The sequence below is a fragment of the Mesorhizobium sp. M8A.F.Ca.ET.165.01.1.1 genome, assembly GCF_004792065.1.
In the GTDB taxonomy this organism is placed as follows: domain Bacteria; phylum Pseudomonadota; class Alphaproteobacteria; order Rhizobiales; family Rhizobiaceae; genus Mesorhizobium.
The window spans coordinates 200,204-215,389 of sequence record NZ_SRTH01000009.1 but is presented as its reverse complement, the minus strand read 5'-3'; the positions used below and the strand labels follow the sequence as shown (position 1 = coordinate 215,389).

Genomic DNA, 15,186 nt, shown 5'->3' with positions numbered 1-15,186 from the left:
TGGATCCAGGGAGGCAGGTCCACCGCAGTCAGGCGTGCGGGAGCAATTCCAGGAGAAGGGTGAATCTCCGTCCGGAATTGCTTCGAGGCCTAACAGGACGAGCAGCAGCAGACGTCTGAACACGAGGGAGGAGACCATGAGGAACCTACGCAGCATTGGCATTGCCGCTGGACTGGCGCTGAGCGTCTCCGTTCCGGCGCTCAGCGCTTTCGCTTCCGAACCGACCGTGCCGCCGGTCCCGGCGACGTTTCCGGCCGAGGGCAAGATCAAATACGTGGCGCGCGACTCCGTCCTGGAGTTCAAGGCGCTGCCCGAGTATCACGAGCCCGGCTGGGTGACGGAAAAATACGTCAAGGCCGGCAAGCTGCCGCCGGTGAAAGACCGGCTGCCGAAAGAGCCGCTGGTCTTCAAGACCGCCAACATGCCGGACGGTATCGGCGTCTATGGCGATACGATGCGCCACGTCATCGGCGGCCGGCCGGAAGGCTGGAACTACGGCGCCGGCCAGACCCAGGGCTGGGGCGGCATCGACATCGGCCTTTCCGAGTGCCTGACGCGCACCGCACCGCTGTTCCAGGTCGAGGCGAAGGACACCGAGCCGCTGCCCAACCTCGCCAAAAGCTGGGACTGGTCGGCCGATGGTCACAAGCTGACCATGCATCTCGTCGAGGGCGCCAAATGGTCCGACGGCGTGCCATTCAACGCCGACGACGTCATGTTCTACTGGGACGACGAGGTCATGGATCCCAACGTCTCGCCGCTCAATGGCGCCACCCAGGAAACCTTTGGCGTCGGCACGACGCTCAAGAAGATCGACGACTACACCGTCGAGTGGACCTTCAAGGACGCCTTCCCGAAGCAGCACCTCTACGCAATGGCCTATGGCACGTTCTGCCCCGGTCCCGCGCACATCTTGAAGCCGCAGCACCCGAAATATTCGAAGAACACCTACGACCAGTTCAAGAACGCCTTCCCGCCGGAATATATGAACATGCCCGTCATGGGCGCCTGGGTGCCGGTCGAATATCGGGCCGACGACATCATCGTCATGCGGCGCAATCCCTACTATTGGAAGGTGGACGAGAAGGGCAACCAGCTGCCCTATCTCAACGAGCTGCATTACAAACTGTCGACCTGGGCCGACCGCGACGTTCAGGCGGTCGCCGGCGCAGGCGATTTCTCCAATCTCGAGCAGCCGGAAAATTTCGTTGCCTCCCTGAAGCGCGCGGCCGAGCCGAATGCGCCGGCGCGTCTGGCCTTCGGCCCACGGCTGATCGGCTACAATCTGCGCCTGAACTTTTCCGCCAATGGCTGGGGCAACCCCGATGAGCGCGGCCAAGCGATCCGCGAACTGAACCGCAACGAGGATTTCCGCAAGGCCGTCACCATGGCGCTTGACCGCAAGGCGCTGGGCGATTCCCTCGTCAAGGGGCCGTTCACCGCGATCTATCCAGGCGGCCTCTCCTCCGGCACCAGCTTCTACGACCGCAAATCCACCGTCTACTATCCTTTCGACCTCGAGGGCGCCAAGGCCGAACTCGCCAAGGCCGGTCTGAAGGACACAGACGGCGACGGCTTCGTCAACTTTCCAGCCGGCACCGCCGGCGGCAAGAACGTCGAACTCGTGATGCTGGTCAACAACGACTACACGACCGACAAGAGCCTCGCCGAAGGCGTGGTGGCGCAGATGGAGAAGCTTGGCCTCCGGATCGTGCTCAACGGGCTTAACGGCACGCAGCGCGATGCCACCCAATATTCAGGCCGCTTCGACTGGCTGATCCGACGCAATGAGCAGGAGCTGACCTCCGTGGTGCAGAACACCGTGCAGCTCGCTCCAGTCGGCCCCAAGACCAGCTGGGATCATCGCGCGCCGGAAAGCGGCGAGGTCGATCTGATGCCTTTCGAGAAGGACCTCGTCGACATCGTCAACAAATTCGTCTCGTCGGCGGATAACAACCAGCGCGCCAGTCTGATGCGGGACTTCCAGAAGATCTCGACCGAGCACGTCTACAATATCGGCCTGACGGAATATCCCGGCGCCTTGATCGTCAACAAGCGCTTCTCGAACATTCCGCAGGGCACGCCGATCTTCATGTTCAACTGGGCCGAGGATTCGATCATCCGCGAACGGGTCTTCGTCGCGGCCGACAAGCAGGCGAAATATGAATTGTTCCCGGAAGAGCTTCCCGGCAAGCCTGGAGACAAGGGTCCGATGTAAGATTAAAGGCCCGATGTAAGTTTACCTCCCTGACTGAGAGAAACCCGGCCGCGCCGCTGGCGCGGCCGGGACAAACCAACCCTCCGAGCGCCCCTCCAGGGGAGCGTCCGGCGAGATGAGGAAGCGGACCGTCGATGTTGCGATTCCTGCTCACGCGCATAGCGTCGGCAATACCGGTTCTCGCTATTCTGAGCCTCGTCACCTTTGCCATCATCCAGGCGCCGCCTGGCGACTACGCCGATTACATTCGCTCGCAGCTGATCAACCAGGGCGGGGCCTCCTTCGCCGAGGCCGACGCTCAAGCCCAGGCCTATCGCGTCGAACACGGCCTCGATAAGCCGCTGCCCGTCCAGTATCTCAACTGGATCGGCGGCATCGTCACCCGCGGCGATTTCGGCTACAGCCTCTATTACAACAAGCCAGTGGCCGAGGTCGTCGGCGAGCGCCTGCCGCGCACGCTGCTGCTGGCGCTGGTCTGCCATCTGCTCGCCTCGGTGCTGGGCATCACCTTCGGCATATGGGCGGCGACCCGGCAATACACCTGGATCGACTCGACGCTTTCGGCCATCTCTTTCCTCGGTATGACGGTGCCGCGCTTCCTGATGGCGCTGATCATCGTCTATCTCCTCGTCTTCCAGTTCAACGTCTCGGAGATCGGCTCATTCTTCTCGCCGCAATATGGCGGCGCGCCATGGTCGTGGGCCAAGTTCGTCGACCTGGTCAAGCATGTCTGGCCGGTGGTGGCGATCGCCACCTTCGGCGGCCTCGCCTACAATATGCGCGTCATGCGCGGCAATCTGCTCGACACGCTCAACGCGCAATATGTCGAGACAGCCAAGGCCAAGGGCCTGACCGGCAGCGCCGTCGTCATGCGCCACGCCGTGCCCAACGCACTGCACCCGCTGGTCATGTATCAGGGCGTGGTGCTGCCCTATATGCTGACCGGCGAGATCGAGACGGCGATCATCTTCGCGCTGCCGACCGTCGGTCCGGCGATCGTCGGCTCGATGGCGGTCGGCGATGTCTATGTCACCGCCACCTTCATGATGGTGCTGTCGGCGACGCTGATCGTCGGCAACATCATCGCCGACATGCTGCTGGTCCTGCTTGATCCGCGCGTGCGCCAGTTCGGGGAGGGCTAGATGCTGGCGCGCGACCCTTCACCACCACCCTTGCCGGCCGAGCGAGCCACAGTGGCACCCGCGCGCGGCAATGAGAGCTACATGGCGCTTGTCTGGCGCCGGCTGAAGCGCTCCTGGACCGGTATGGCCGGACTTTGGCTGGTCGTGCTGCTCCTGGTCATGGCCGTTTTCGCCGAATTCCTGGCGCCGATGGATCCGAAGGCGACCGATGTCGGCTTCGCCCCGCCGCAGCTGCCTTCCTTCCACGACAAGGACGGCAATTTCGTCGCGCGGCCGAGGGTCTATGCGCTGGCCGATTCGGCCGATCTCGATCCGGTCACCTTTCAGCCCATCGTCGGTCCCGACTACGACCACCCAAGGCTGCTTGGCTTCTTCGTAGAGGGCGCGCCTTACAGGCTCTTCGGGCTGATCCCGGCGAACCGGCATTTCTTTGCCTCGACGGACGGCCAGCCGGTGCATTTCCTCGGCACCGATAAATTCGGCCGCGATGTGCTGTCGCGCGCCATCCACGGCTCGCGCGTTTCGCTGATGATCGCGCTGACGGTCGTCTTCATCATCACCGTCATCGGCACCACAGTCGGCATGGTGTCAGGCTATTTCGGCGGCCGGTTCGATGTCTGGATGCAGCGCTTCGTCGAATTGGTGCTGGCCTTCCCGCAACTGCCGCTCTATCTCGCGCTGACGACGCTGATCCCGGTCACCGCGCCGACCAATGTGTTCCTCGCCTTCGTCATCATCGTCATGTCGGCGCTCGGCTGGGCACAGATGTCGCGCGAGGTGCGCGGCAAGACACTGGCGCTGGCGCGCATCGAATATGTGCGCGCCGCCATGGCGGTCGGGGCCACCGACCAGCGCATCATCCTGCAGCACATCTTCCCCAATGTGATGAGCCATGTGATCGTCGCCGTGACGCTGGCGATCCCGACGGTGGTGCTGCTGGAATCCTTCCTCGGTTTCCTCGGCTTCGCCGTCAAGCCGCCGCTGATCTCCTGGGGCCTGATGCTGCAGGACACCGCGACCTATTCGGTCATCGGCACCTATCCCTGGATCCTGTCACCGGTCGGTTTCGTGCTCGTCACCGTGTTCGCCTTCAACGCGCTGGGCGACGGCCTGCGCGACGCCGTCGATCCGTATTGAGGGGACCGGGATGACCATCGTACTCGCCGAGCCCTTCGCACCAGCCTTCCGCCTCGACCATGATGGGCGCCAGGGAGAGCCCGTCATCGACGCCCGCAACATCGAGGTCGCCTTCAAGGTCGAACACGGCGTGGTCGAAGCGGTCAAGGACATCTCGTTCCAGCTCTATCGCGGCGAGACGATCGCGATCGTCGGCGAATCCGGTTCCGGCAAGTCGGTGACGGCGCGCACCGTCATGGGCCTGCTGTCGCGGCGGGCCACCGTGTCGCCGAAATCGAGCATCTGTTACGACGGACAGGACATCCTGAAATTCCCCGAGAGCGCCCGGCGCAAGCTGCGCGGCAACCGCATCTCGATGATCTTCCAGGAGCCGATGAGCTCGCTCAACCCGATCTATACGGTCGGCAGCCAGATCGTCGAGGCGATCAGGGTGCATCGCAAGGTGAGCCGCAAGCAAGCCTGGGCGCGGGCGCTCGAACTTTTGCGGCATGTGCAGATCCCCGAACCCGAAGCGCGGCTCAAGCAATATCCCCACCAGCTCTCGGGCGGGCAGCGCCAGCGCGTGATGATCGCCATGGCGCTCGCCAACAATCCCGACGTGCTGATCGCCGACGAGCCGACGACCGCGCTCGACGTCACGGTGCAGGCCCAAATCCTCAACCTGATCCGCAATCTGCAGAAAGAGCTGCGGATGGCGGTGATCCTGATCACCCATGATCTCACCGTGGTGCGCAAGTTTTCCGACTATGTCTATGTGATGCAGCATGGCGAAATGTGCGAGCACAACGTCACCGAACGGCTGTTCGCCGATCCGCGGCATCCCTATACCCAGCGGCTGCTTGCCTCGGAGCCAAGGGGACGCCCGCAACCGTTGCCGGAGGGCTCAGGCACCATCCTCGAGGCGGATGGCGTGCGCGTCTGCTTCATGCTGCGCCATGGCACGTTTCTCAAACCGGACTGGCGTGAACTGGTCGCGGTCGACGATCTCGATCTCAAGCTTTGCCGCCACGAGACGCTGGGACTGGTCGGCGAATCCGGGTCCGGCAAGACCACCTTCGGCCAGGCGTTGCTGCGGCTGACCGACGCCAAATGCGGCGAGATCCGTTTCGACGGCCAGCCGATCCATGGCCTGTCGCGGACGCAGATGCGGCCGCTGCGCTCGCGCATGCAGATCGTCTTCCAGGACCCGTTCTCCTCGCTCAACCCGCGCATGACGATCGGCCAGATCATCGAGGAAGGGCTGATCGTCAACAGCATCGGCGCCACGTGGCGCGAGCGGGTCGAGCGGGTGCGCGAGGCGCTGGTCAGCGCCGGCATGCCGGGCGATATCCTGTCGCGGTTTCCGCATGAATTCTCCGGTGGCCAGCGCCAGCGTATCGCGATTGCGCGGGCCATCGCGCTCGAACCCGAATTCATCCTGCTCGACGAGCCGACATCGGCGCTCGACCTGTCCGTCCAGGCGCAGATCATCGATCTCTTGCGCAAGTTGCAGGACGAGCGCGGCTTGAGCTACCTGTTCATCTCGCACGACCTGAAGGTGGTGCGCGCGCTGTGCCACCGCGTCATCGTCATGCAGCACGGCAAGATCGTCGAGCAGGGACCCGTCGACGAGGTCCTCACCAATCCCAAGACCGCCTACACCGAACGGCTCGTCAGGGCCGCTTTCGACGTGGCCTGAACACATGCCGGAGGTTAACGTGGCAAGACATCCCAGGATCACTTTCATCGGCGCCGGTTCGACGGTGTTCATGAAGAACATCGTCGGCGACGTGCTGCAGCGGCCGGCGCTTTCGGGCGCCACGATCGCGCTGATGGACATCAACCCGCAGCGGCTGGAAGAAAGCGCGGTCGTCGTCAACAAGCTGATCGCCACGCTTGGCGTCAAGGCGAAGGCCGAGACCTACACGGACCAGCGTATGGCGCTGGCGGGCGCCGATTTCGTCGTAGTCGCCTTCCAGATCGGCGGCTATGAGCCCTGCACCGTCACCGATTTCGAGGTGCCGAAGACGTACGGCCTGCGCCAGACCATCGCTGATACGCTCGGCGTTGGCGGCATCATGCGCGGCCTCAGGACCGTGCCGCATCTGTGGAAGATCTGCGAGGACATGCTCGCCGTCTGCCCGCGGGCGATCATGCTGCAATATGTCAACCCGATGGCGATCAACACCTGGGCGATATCGGAGAAATATCCCGAGATCCGGCAGGTCGGATTGTGCCACTCGGTGCAAGGCACGGCGATGGAGCTGGCGCACGACCTCGACCTTCCCTACGACGAGATTCGTTACCGCTCGGCTGGTATCAACCACATGGCCTTCTACCTGAAATTCGAGCATCGCCAGCCGGACGGATCCTACCGCGATCTTTATCCCGACCTGGTGCGCGCCTATCGCGAGGGCCGCGCGCCGAAGCCCGGCTGGAACCCGCGCTGCCCCAACAAGGTACGCTACGAGATGCTGACCCGGCTCGGCTATTTCGTCACCGAAAGCTCGGAGCATTTCGCCGAATACACGCCCTATTTCATCAAGGACGGCCGCCCCGATCTGATCGAGAAATACGGCATTCCGCTCGATGAATATCCCAAGCGCTGCGTCGAGCAGATCGAGCGCTGGAAGGACCAGGCACAGGCCTACCGCTCGGCCCAGCGCATCGAGGTCGAGGAGTCCAAGGAGTATGCCTCCTCGATCATGAATTCAGTCTGGACCGGCGAGCCGTCGGTGATCTACGGCAATGTCCGCAACAATGGCTGCATCACCTCGCTGCCCCGCGATTGCGCCGCCGAAGTGCCGTGCCTGGTCGACGCGTCCGGCATTCAGCCGACCTATATAGGCGACCTGCCGCCACAACTGACGGCGCTGATCCGTACCAACATCAATGTCCAGGAACTGACGGTGCGGGCGCTGATGACGGAAAACCGCGAACACATCTACCACGCGGCGATGATGGATCCGCACACGGCGGCCGAACTCGACCTCGACCAGATCTGGTCGCTGGTCGATGATCTCTTGGCCGCCCACGGCGACTGGCTGCCGGCCTGGGCGCGGACAAGCCGCAAGACCCACGCGGCCTGAGCAGGGCAACTCCGGGAAGACCTCACCGGCGGCGCTTGTACAGACGTTCCCTGCGCATGTGATCAACCGCCACTGCGCAGATAAGGATCGCGCCGATGATGATGCTGTTGTATTGGGGCGGCACGCTGGCAACGATGAGGGCGTTATCGATCGCCGATAGCAAGAGGGCCCCGACCGCAACGCCGGTGATTGTGCCCAAGCCTCCGAGCAAGCTTATACCCCCTATGAGCACGGCCGTGACGACCGAGAGTGTGACCGAGGGTCCGCCGGCGGCAACTTGGCCACTTCCAACGCGCGCAGCGTAGATGACACCGGCAAGGCCGGCGGTGGCGCCGGCGGTGACGTAGAGGATCGTATCGAGCCTGTTGACCTTGAGGCCGTTGGCGATCGCGGCCTTGCGATTGCCACCCAGCGCGCGTGTCTCGACACCGAACGGCGTCTGCTCGAGCAGGAACCAGAAAAGCAGTCCCAGCGCGATGGCATAGAGAACGATGTAGGGGACGCCGAGCACGGCTCCCTGACCCAGGGCCTGAAACGTTTCGGGCAGCGGGACAATGTCTTCTCCGCCAGTGAATTGGACACATAGCCCGCCGACGATGAAGAATGTGCCGAGCGTCGCTATGATCGGAGGCACGTGCAGCCGCTCGATGATCACGCTGTTGACGTATCCGACGGCGGCACCAGCCGCCACGCCCGCCAGGACGGCGAGCGGCCAGGGCGCTCCCCACACCAACAACCACGCGCAGATGATGCCGCCAAGCGTAAAGACGGCGCCCACGGAGAAATCGAGCCCGCCTCCGATCATGAGCAGTGAAGCGCCGCAGCCCATGACGAAATAGATCACCGCCGCGCGGGCGATGTCGGTGAGATTTGCCGGGTTGAGGAATGCGGGGTTGCGAAGCGTGGCAACGATCCCAACCGCCACGATGACCGCCAGCAATGTCGTTTCCTGACGCAACATCAATGTCGAAAGGACACCTTGAGAGGCTGTCGAAGATTGGTGTTCTGCCTGTTCGCTGGCCACGGTCTGGTTCCCTCGTTCAGGCAAAAGTTGGATCGGAACTGGCAGTGTCGCCCTGGATCGCACCTGTAATCAGTCCGATGATTTCATCACGGCTGGTATCCTTGGTGCGTCGCGTCGCGACCGAGCGCCCCAGCCGCATGACAGTGATGCTGTCGCTGTTGCGGAACACGAAATCCATGTCGTGGCTGATGCAGATGACGGCTTTCCCCTGCTGCCGGAGTTCGCCGAGGATTTCTCCCACATGGGCCGTCTCCCGGACTCCCAGTGCCGCAGTCGGCTCGTCGAGAAGCATGATCGGAAGATCCATCCGAACCGCACGGGCTATGGCGACGATTTGACGTTCGCCACCAGAAAGGAGCCCGATCTGCGTGCGGACCGAGCCGACCCTTATCTTCAGGTCGTCCAGCACCTTGGCGGCTTCCGTCTCCATGCGGCGACGGTCCAGCCGGAAGCGCCCCCTGCGCGGAATGGCTCCCAAAGCCATGTTCGTGGCGATGTCCAGGCATTCGACAAGGGCGAGGTCCTGATGAACAACCGAGATGCCGAGGTGATGGGCCGCCGACGCGTCCCGTATCTCAACCGACTTTCCGCCCAGTCGCAGTTGCCCCTGATCCGGACGGAAAATCCCGCACATGATCTTGAGCGTGGTCGACTTGCCCGCGCCATTGTCGCCGACAATGGCATGGATTTCGGCCACCCCGGCGGTGATATCGACATTCGACAACGCCTTGACGTTGCCGAACGACTTGCCCACCCCGCGCATCTCCAGCGCGGGTGCCGGAATGTCCGGCTGGGCGATTGCCATCACTGCCATCCCTTGGCGAGATACGCCTTGTAGTCGCTCGCGTCGAACATGCGTACGCCAACATCGATCTGCGGCTGAACCGCCTCGCCGCGAGCGATGGCCGCGACGGAATCGACCATTTTGGAACCCGCCGTGCAGAGATCCTGCAGCATCAACTTGTAGACGGTGCCGTCGGCAAGTCCTTGCTCGCCCCCACCTGCCGTCCCGTTGGCGACGAATACGACCTTGCCGGTCAGGCCTTTTGACTTGATGGCAGCGGTCCCGCCCTGCGTGGCGGTTCCCATATGCGAGGCGATGACGTTGACCTCGGGATGCGCCGTCAAAAGGGCATTGGCCTGGTCAAGCGCCTTGCTGGCATCGTCGTTGGTGTAGACCACAGCGGACACGGTGACGTTCTGGGTCTTCGCGGCCGCCGCGGTGAACCCGTCGACGAAGGCTTTGGCCGCGCCGCTTGGTCCCTGCGCCATCAGCCCGACATGCTGCGGCCCCTCGCGCTTTGCTATCGCTTCGACAAAGATTTCGCCGACCCGTGTGAAGTTCGCACCGATGTTCACGTTCGAACCGGATTCCGTTCCGGAAGCACCATAGAACGTGCCGACCATGATGCCGGCCTTCCCCGCCTGCTGGAGCACGGGAACAAATCCCGCCGTCGCCGGAAAGGTCAGTATCGCTCCCGCCTTGTTGGCGATGCCCTGCTGAATCTGCTGAATCATGACGGTGGCATCGAGATTGCCGGTGGTCGGACCGGATTCGGTCGTGGGAATTTTCAGTTCCTTCGCCCGATTGGCGACGCAGTCGCCGATCAGCCGCCACGCCGGATATTTGGGCAGCGGGTTGACGAAAAGGATCGAGGAAAGGTCCGCCGCTCCAGCAGCCGCTGGTCCGAAGGCGGTGAAGGCACTCAATGTGCATGCCAGCGCTATGCGCGACAACCGCAGACTATTGGTTCGCATGAAATCCTCCCATTGACGCTTGCAGTCACGGCTCGCCAGCGTTCGAGGACGTTATGCAACAAACAATGGCGGGTGTCAATAATAAGTCATAATGACTTACTAATTGTCCGCCTATTCGAACAGGGCCATGTCGATGGCTTGCGCCATGGCCCTGTAGCCTGCGTCGCTCGGGTGGATGTGATCGCCGCAATCATAGGCTGGGAGAAGCCTGGTTGGCCGGCCGGGATCGCGAACGGCGGCATCAAAGTCGACAAAGCCGTAAACGCCCTCGGCCTTTCGGATCCATGCATTGACGGCGCCGCGAACCTTCTCTTTCTCGGGCGTGTAGAAATCGCCGACCGGCGATTCCGATGTTGTTCCTTCGAATGGGGTCAGGGTCCCCAGTATGACGCGAATGCCGGCAGTCTCGGCGCGCACGGCAAGCTGCCGGATCGCCAATATGATTTGTTTTGCCGTTACGGCCTCATCGGCGCCCGCAAGCGCGGTGTTGGGCCAGCCTATGTCGTTGACGCCCTCCAGAATGACGAGATGCGACACCCTGGGCAGGCTGAGCACATCGCGGTCGAACCGCTCCAAAGCCTTCGTGCCGCGGCGATTGCTCAGAAGCCGGTTGCCGCCGATACCAAGATTGAGCACGGCCAGGTCCTGCGTCGCGGTGCCGGCGCTGAGCCGCTCGCTCAGAATGTCCGGCCACCGCCTGTCGCCGTCTATCTGCGAGCCGTAGCCGTCGGTGATGGAGTCGCCGAAGCAGGCAATCGCGCGCGATCCTTCCTTTGCGTCGACATAGATGGCTGAAGCGAAGTAGCGGCTGGTGGTGGTTTGCTGAAGCGGCAGGAGTTCGGAGGCGGCGAAATTCCCCGGTATGGATATGAATGCCGTCTGCTGCGCCTCGTAATGATGGGTTTCCACCGGAAGATGGCCGCTCACATAGAAACTCAAGGCAAGCCGGGACAGCGCGGGCGTTGCCAGTTCCACGGGATCGCTGAACAGTGGAGCGCCCGGCGCAATCGAGGCGGTCGCCTCGCCGCCAAAGGTGAGGGGGCGGCTTGTCAGGGGCTGGATGGCTCCGTCCTCGCCCGCAAGTGCGACGTGCGCCGCGTTGATGACGATCGGTGCGCTGCCGAACTCGTTCGACACCCGTATCATTAACCGCCGGCCTCCGACGCTGATGCGGGCAATCTCGCGAACCGTCTGGTTGTAGAACCCTGGGATCACCATGTCGGCGGCCCAGACATTCATAGGGCTGGCAGTCCATGTTGCGATCCAGTCGCCGCGTATCATCTTCGCTTCCCTCGTCTTTGGTCCATTCCAGCTACTTTCAGGTCGCAGACCAAGTCAATAGGTAATTTCGATTGACTTATTTACCCTCCTCCTGCAAATCCTTGCCAAGGGTCGTATCTGCGTCCGCCAACACCAAGGTCGGCGGGCGCGTCCTTATTGGGGTATCACTGTGACCGGACGTATAGGTGGCGCAAGCTCTGCCCGAACGAGCCCGAACGGTATTTATTCAGGTTACAGGGGCGCGAACCAGGTCGGCCTCCGCGCGTCGAATGAACGTCTTGCCCTGTCGCTGATCAGGATACACGGTCAACTGTCCAAAGCTCAGATCGCCGAGATCACCGGGCTCACCAAGCAGACCGCGTCCGTCATCGTCCGCTCCCTCGAGGCGGAAGGACTGCTGGTGGCGGGAAGGCCCATCAAAGGCAAGGTCGGACAGCCGTCGGTCCCGATGTCGATCAATCCCGAGGGAGCGCTGTTTCTAGGCCTGCGGCTGGGGCTGCGCCATGCGGACATCGCACTGGTCGATTTTGTCGGCGGGGTCCTGGAGCAGCGAAGGCTGTCGTACGGCGCGGGCGAAATGGGTGAAATAGCACGCATCGCATATACAGCGATTGCCGAGATGCGCTCGCGCCTGACCTCAGCCCAGCACGCGAGGCTGGAGGACATCGGCATAGCGGTAGCTTCGGATATTCTTGCGGCGGTTGCCAACGGCAAGGGCACGGACGGTCCGGAGAGCGCGTGGGCCGAGTTTGAGGACCTGGCCCTGCAGATGGGCAAGGAAACACATCTATCGATCTATCTCGACCGGGATGCGGTGGCGGCATGCAGCGCGGAACTGGCCTATGGGCTGGCCGGAGGCGCGCCCGACTTCCTCTATATCTTCATCGGGCATTCGCTTGACGGAGGCATTGTCCAACATGGTCGGCTCGGCTTCTCGCGCCGCGATGCAAGGCCTGGGATCGGACGTATCCTGGTGCCATCTGCGACCGGCGGCGTGGCACCGCTCGGCACATCGGTTTCGGTTGACGATGTCGGCCTGGCGCCAGGGTCTCGCGCCCCTGACCCGCAACTCAGGAAATGGATTGAGGCAACCTCGTCCAGCATATCGCTGGCGGTCCATTCGGCGTCGGCGCTTGCCACATTCAGGGGCATCGTTCTGGACGGCCTCATGCCGCAATGGGTGAGAGCCGAGCTGGTGAGGGAGATCAGGGAAAAGCTCACGGCCATCGGCGCCAGCGATCTTGCGTCTCTCTTCGTCAGGGAGGGCACGTCGGACCGGCAGGCAGCCGGCCTTGGGGCGGCCTGCATTCCCCTCCTCGACAGATTCTTTTTGCAGTCGGACTCCAATGGCCCTGCGGGCTCGCCAGAAGCCTGATCGAAAGTCTGGCCCGCGCTGATGGCCTGGCCTTATTTTGGCTCGTCGGCGTCGGGTTCTTCCTCGTCGTCGCGGGCCGAGATGACATAGGCGCCCTTCAGCCAGCGGTTGAGGTCGATGTCCTTGCAACGCTTCGAGCAGAACGGATAGGTCTCGCGCGCCGACGGCTTGCCGCATTCGGGGCACGGGCGCTTGGGCCGCAGCGGCGTGACTTTGTCGTCCAGGCTCATGGTCGCGCGGACGACCAGTTTTGATGGGTCCTGAAACCTTCGCCCGACAGCAGCGCCGCCGTCTCATAGAGCGGCAGGCCGACGATGTTGGTGTAGGAGCCGACGAGCTTGACGACGAAGGAGCCGGCGAGGCCTTGCACGGCATAGCCGCCGGCCTTGCCGCGCCATTCGCCCGAGGCGACATAGGCGTCGATCTCCTCGCGCGGAAGCCGCTTGAAACGCACCCGCGTCTCGACCAGCCGCTGGCGCAATTTGCCGCCCGGCGTGATCAGGCAGATGCCTGAATAGACCCGGTGAGAACGGCCGGACAAGAGCCCGAGGCAGTTGGCGGCATCGTCCAGCGTTTCGGCCTTGGGCAGGATGCGCCGCCCAACGGCAACCACCGTGTCGGCGGCCAGCACGAAACTCGGCGCATAGTCGGTCTCGGTCTTCAGCGACGCGAACGCCTTCTCGGCCTTTTCCTTCGACAAGCGCTTGGCCAGCGAGCGCGGATGCTCGGCACGCAGCGGCGTTTCGTCGATATCGGCTGGCAGGATACGGTCAGGCTCGATGCCGGCCTGCTGCAAGAGTTCGATGCGGCGCGGCGAACCCGAGGCAAGCACCAGCTTCTGCAAAATGCTCATCGCGCTCGGGTCTTGATCTTACTTGAAACGGTAGGTGATGCGGCCCTTGGTCAGGTCGTAGGGTGTCATTTCGACCAGAACCTTGTCGCCGGTCAGCACGCGGATGCGGTTCTTGCGCATGCGGCCGGCCGTATGGGCGATGATCTCGTGTTCGTTTTCGAGCTTCACCCTGAACATCGCGTTGGGCAACAATTCCGTGACGATACCCGGAAACTCGAGGACTTCTTCCTTCGGCATTCGATACCTTTGCTTGGATGGCAGTTTCGGCGCTAGAGCATGATGCCGAGAAGTGTGAAGCGGTTTTCGGATCATGCTCTACTTCCGACTCTGGCCGGAATTTCGGCGGAACGTATATGATAATCGTTCGCTTGTGAACACGCTTAATCCGTCGCGTTTTTTGCTCCTGGAAGCAAAAAACGTCGGCCTATGCGCAACTTCAGCCGCTCGCGGACGTCGCGATAGCTAGCCATGATGTGTTCGCGCGTGCCGCCGGCGTCGGTGGGGTCCGGCGTCGGCCAGTATTCCACCTCGACGGCAAGCGAGCGGGTGAGTTCGAGCGCGGCATGGTGCGCCTCCGGCGCCAGTGTGACGATCAGGTCGAAATAGTCATCCTCGAGATCCTCCAGCGTCCGTGGATGACGTTCGCCAAGCGTCAGGCCGTCCTCGGCAAGCACGGCATCGACGAACGGGTCTCGCTCGCCGGCGCGCACACCGGCCGAGGCGACGAAAATGGTGGGGGGCAGCATCCGGCGCGCCAGCTGCTCGGCCATCGGCGAGCGCACGGCATTCATGCCGCACAGGAACAGGACCGAGCGGGGCAGGGCGCCGGGGGCCAGGGTCAGCCCCGCCAGTGCAGCACGCAGACCAGCGTGAACAGCCGCCGCGCCGTGTCGAAGTCGATGTCGATCTTGCCGGAGAGCCGATCCATCAGCGTCTGCGAGCCCTCATTGTGCAGGCCACGGCGGCCCATGTCGATCGCCTCGATATGGCTCGGCGTCGAGGAGCGGATGGCGTCGTAATAGCTCTCGCAGATCATGTAGTAGTCCTTGACGATGCGCCTGAGCGGCGTCAGCGACAGGATGTGGGTGACGACGGCGGCGCCGTCCTCGCGCGCCACGGCAAAGACCAGGCGGGACTCGGCCAGCGACAGCTTCAGCCGGTAAGGACCCGTGCCGCTGTCGTTGACGGGTTGAAAACGGTTCTCCTCGATCAGGTCGAAGATCGCCACCGCCCGCTCATGCTCGACATCGGGCGTCGAACGGCCGATCGATTCATCGAGTTCGACATCGATCAGTTTTGCGCGGGTTTGACCGGAGCCCGTCATGCCGGC

At 63.0% G+C, this 15,186-nt stretch carries 15 protein-coding genes; 6 read left to right on the top strand and 9 right to left on the bottom strand.

The genetic code is table 11. From position 1 onward, the window contains the following. Window positions 1–136: 136 nt before the first annotated feature. The 5 genes from EN808_RS23225 (at window position 137) to EN808_RS23205 (ending at window position 7,565) form a co-directional block, all read left to right on the top strand. Window positions 137–2,218 (top strand): ABC transporter substrate-binding protein, encoded by a 2,082-nt coding sequence (locus EN808_RS23225; RefSeq protein ID WP_135916974.1) that lies wholly within the window; start codon window positions 137–139, stop codon window positions 2,216–2,218. A gap of 134 nt (window positions 2,219–2,352) precedes the next feature. Further along, window positions 2,353–3,360 carry an ABC transporter permease gene (locus tag EN808_RS23220; protein ID WP_127276820.1) on the top strand — a complete coding sequence of 336 codons (1,008 nt, stop codon included), beginning with the start codon at window positions 2,353–2,355 and terminating at the stop codon, window positions 3,358–3,360. Beyond that, window positions 3,361–4,497 (top strand): ABC transporter permease, encoded by a 1,137-nt coding sequence (locus tag EN808_RS23215; protein ID WP_127276818.1) that lies wholly within the window; start codon window positions 3,361–3,363, stop codon window positions 4,495–4,497. Window positions 4,498–4,507: 10 nt separating this feature from the next. Beyond that, window positions 4,508–6,175, top strand: a complete 1,668-nt coding sequence (locus EN808_RS23210; protein ID WP_135916973.1) for an ABC transporter ATP-binding protein — start codon at window positions 4,508–4,510, stop codon at window positions 6,173–6,175. Window positions 6,176–6,194: 19 nt separating this feature from the next. After that, complete coding sequence (locus EN808_RS23205; RefSeq protein WP_135916972.1) at window positions 6,195–7,565, top strand: alpha-glucosidase/alpha-galactosidase; 1,371 nt, start codon at window positions 6,195–6,197, stop codon at window positions 7,563–7,565. Window positions 7,566–7,587: 22 nt separating this feature from the next. Here the strand turns inward: EN808_RS23205 and EN808_RS23200 are convergent, their stop codons facing one another. The 4 genes from EN808_RS23200 to EN808_RS23185 form a co-directional block, all read right to left on the bottom strand. Further along, on the bottom strand, window positions 7,588–8,589 hold the full coding sequence (locus EN808_RS23200) for an ABC transporter permease (protein ID WP_135916971.1): 1,002 nt from the start codon (window positions 8,587–8,589) through the stop codon (window positions 7,588–7,590). 16 nt (window positions 8,590–8,605) lie between these two features. Then, entirely contained in the window at window positions 8,606–9,394 is a 789-nt protein-coding gene (locus tag EN808_RS23195; protein WP_210212409.1) for an ATP-binding cassette domain-containing protein, read from the bottom strand. After that, window positions 9,394–10,347 carry a sugar ABC transporter substrate-binding protein gene (locus EN808_RS23190; RefSeq protein WP_135916970.1) on the bottom strand — a complete coding sequence of 318 codons (954 nt, stop codon included), beginning with the start codon at window positions 10,345–10,347 and terminating at the stop codon, window positions 9,394–9,396. The genes EN808_RS23195 and EN808_RS23190 overlap by 1 nt, the downstream gene beginning before the upstream one ends. A 111-nt stretch (window positions 10,348–10,458) precedes the next feature. Beyond that, a complete protein-coding gene (locus tag EN808_RS23185) occupies window positions 10,459–11,628 on the bottom strand; it encodes an SGNH/GDSL hydrolase family protein (protein WP_135916969.1) in 1,170 nt (389 codons plus the stop codon). Between the two features lie 169 nt (window positions 11,629–11,797). On the opposite strand from EN808_RS23185, the gene EN808_RS23180 reads away from it, so the two are divergent. After that, the gene (locus tag EN808_RS23180) at window positions 11,798–13,003 is read left to right on the top strand and encodes an ROK family transcriptional regulator (protein WP_127870832.1); all 1,206 of its coding nucleotides are present in this window, start codon (window positions 11,798–11,800) and stop codon (window positions 13,001–13,003) included. Window positions 13,004–13,035: 32 nt separating this feature from the next. On the opposite strand, the gene yacG is transcribed toward EN808_RS23180, so the two are convergent. The 5 genes from yacG to EN808_RS23155 all read right to left on the bottom strand — a co-directional run bounded on the left by yacG (window position 13,036) and on the right by EN808_RS23155 (window position 15,180). Next, window positions 13,036–13,233: a DNA gyrase inhibitor YacG gene (gene yacG, locus EN808_RS23175; protein ID WP_127870833.1), complete on the bottom strand. Its 198-nt coding sequence runs from the start codon at window positions 13,231–13,233 to the stop codon at window positions 13,036–13,038. Further along, window positions 13,230–13,856 carry a Maf-like protein gene (locus EN808_RS23170; protein WP_127870834.1) on the bottom strand — a complete coding sequence of 209 codons (627 nt, stop codon included), beginning with the start codon at window positions 13,854–13,856 and terminating at the stop codon, window positions 13,230–13,232. The genes yacG and EN808_RS23170 overlap by 4 nt, the downstream gene beginning before the upstream one ends. 18 nt (window positions 13,857–13,874) lie before the next feature. Further along, the gene (infA, locus tag EN808_RS23165; RefSeq protein ID WP_006329283.1) at window positions 13,875–14,093 is read right to left on the bottom strand and encodes a translation initiation factor IF-1; all 219 of its coding nucleotides are present in this window, start codon (window positions 14,091–14,093) and stop codon (window positions 13,875–13,877) included. Window positions 14,094–14,236: 143 nt separating this feature from the next. Then, window positions 14,237–14,707, bottom strand: coding sequence for a low molecular weight phosphatase family protein (locus EN808_RS23160; RefSeq protein ID WP_135881026.1), 471 nt, complete (start codon window positions 14,705–14,707; stop codon window positions 14,237–14,239). Continuing rightward, the gene (locus EN808_RS23155) at window positions 14,695–15,180 is read right to left on the bottom strand and encodes a UPF0262 family protein (RefSeq protein ID WP_135881025.1); all 486 of its coding nucleotides are present in this window, start codon (window positions 15,178–15,180) and stop codon (window positions 14,695–14,697) included. The genes EN808_RS23160 and EN808_RS23155 overlap by 13 nt, the downstream gene beginning before the upstream one ends. Window positions 15,181–15,186 lie beyond the last annotated feature (6 nt).

What these genes read in the sequence shown, in the direction of transcription:
- yacG (WP_127870833.1), bottom strand. Translation starts at nt 13,233, where the DNA reads ATGAGCCTGGACGACAAAGTCACGCCGCTGCGGCCCAAGCGCCCGTGC.
- EN808_RS23220 (WP_127276820.1), top strand. Translation starts at nt 2,353, where the DNA reads ATGTTGCGATTCCTGCTCACGCGCATAGCGTCGGCAATACCGGTTCTC.
- EN808_RS23170 (WP_127870834.1), bottom strand. Translation starts at nt 13,856, where the DNA reads ATGAGCATTTTGCAGAAGCTGGTGCTTGCCTCGGGTTCGCCGCGCCGC.
- EN808_RS23215 (WP_127276818.1), top strand. Translation starts at nt 3,361, where the DNA reads ATGCTGGCGCGCGACCCTTCACCACCACCCTTGCCGGCCGAGCGAGCC.
- EN808_RS23190 (WP_135916970.1), bottom strand. Translation starts at nt 10,347, where the DNA reads ATGCGAACCAATAGTCTGCGGTTGTCGCGCATAGCGCTGGCATGCACA.
- infA (WP_006329283.1), bottom strand. Translation starts at nt 14,093, where the DNA reads ATGCCGAAGGAAGAAGTCCTCGAGTTTCCGGGTATCGTCACGGAATTG.
- EN808_RS23185 (WP_135916969.1), bottom strand. Translation starts at nt 11,628, where the DNA reads ATGATACGCGGCGACTGGATCGCAACATGGACTGCCAGCCCTATGAAT.
- EN808_RS23210 (WP_135916973.1), top strand. Translation starts at nt 4,508, where the DNA reads ATGACCATCGTACTCGCCGAGCCCTTCGCACCAGCCTTCCGCCTCGAC.
- EN808_RS23195 (WP_210212409.1), bottom strand. Translation starts at nt 9,394, where the DNA reads ATGGCAATCGCCCAGCCGGACATTCCGGCACCCGCGCTGGAGATGCGC.
- EN808_RS23155 (WP_135881025.1), bottom strand. Translation starts at nt 15,180, where the DNA reads ATGACGGGCTCCGGTCAAACCCGCGCAAAACTGATCGATGTCGAACTC.
- EN808_RS23225 (WP_135916974.1), top strand. Translation starts at nt 137, where the DNA reads ATGAGGAACCTACGCAGCATTGGCATTGCCGCTGGACTGGCGCTGAGC.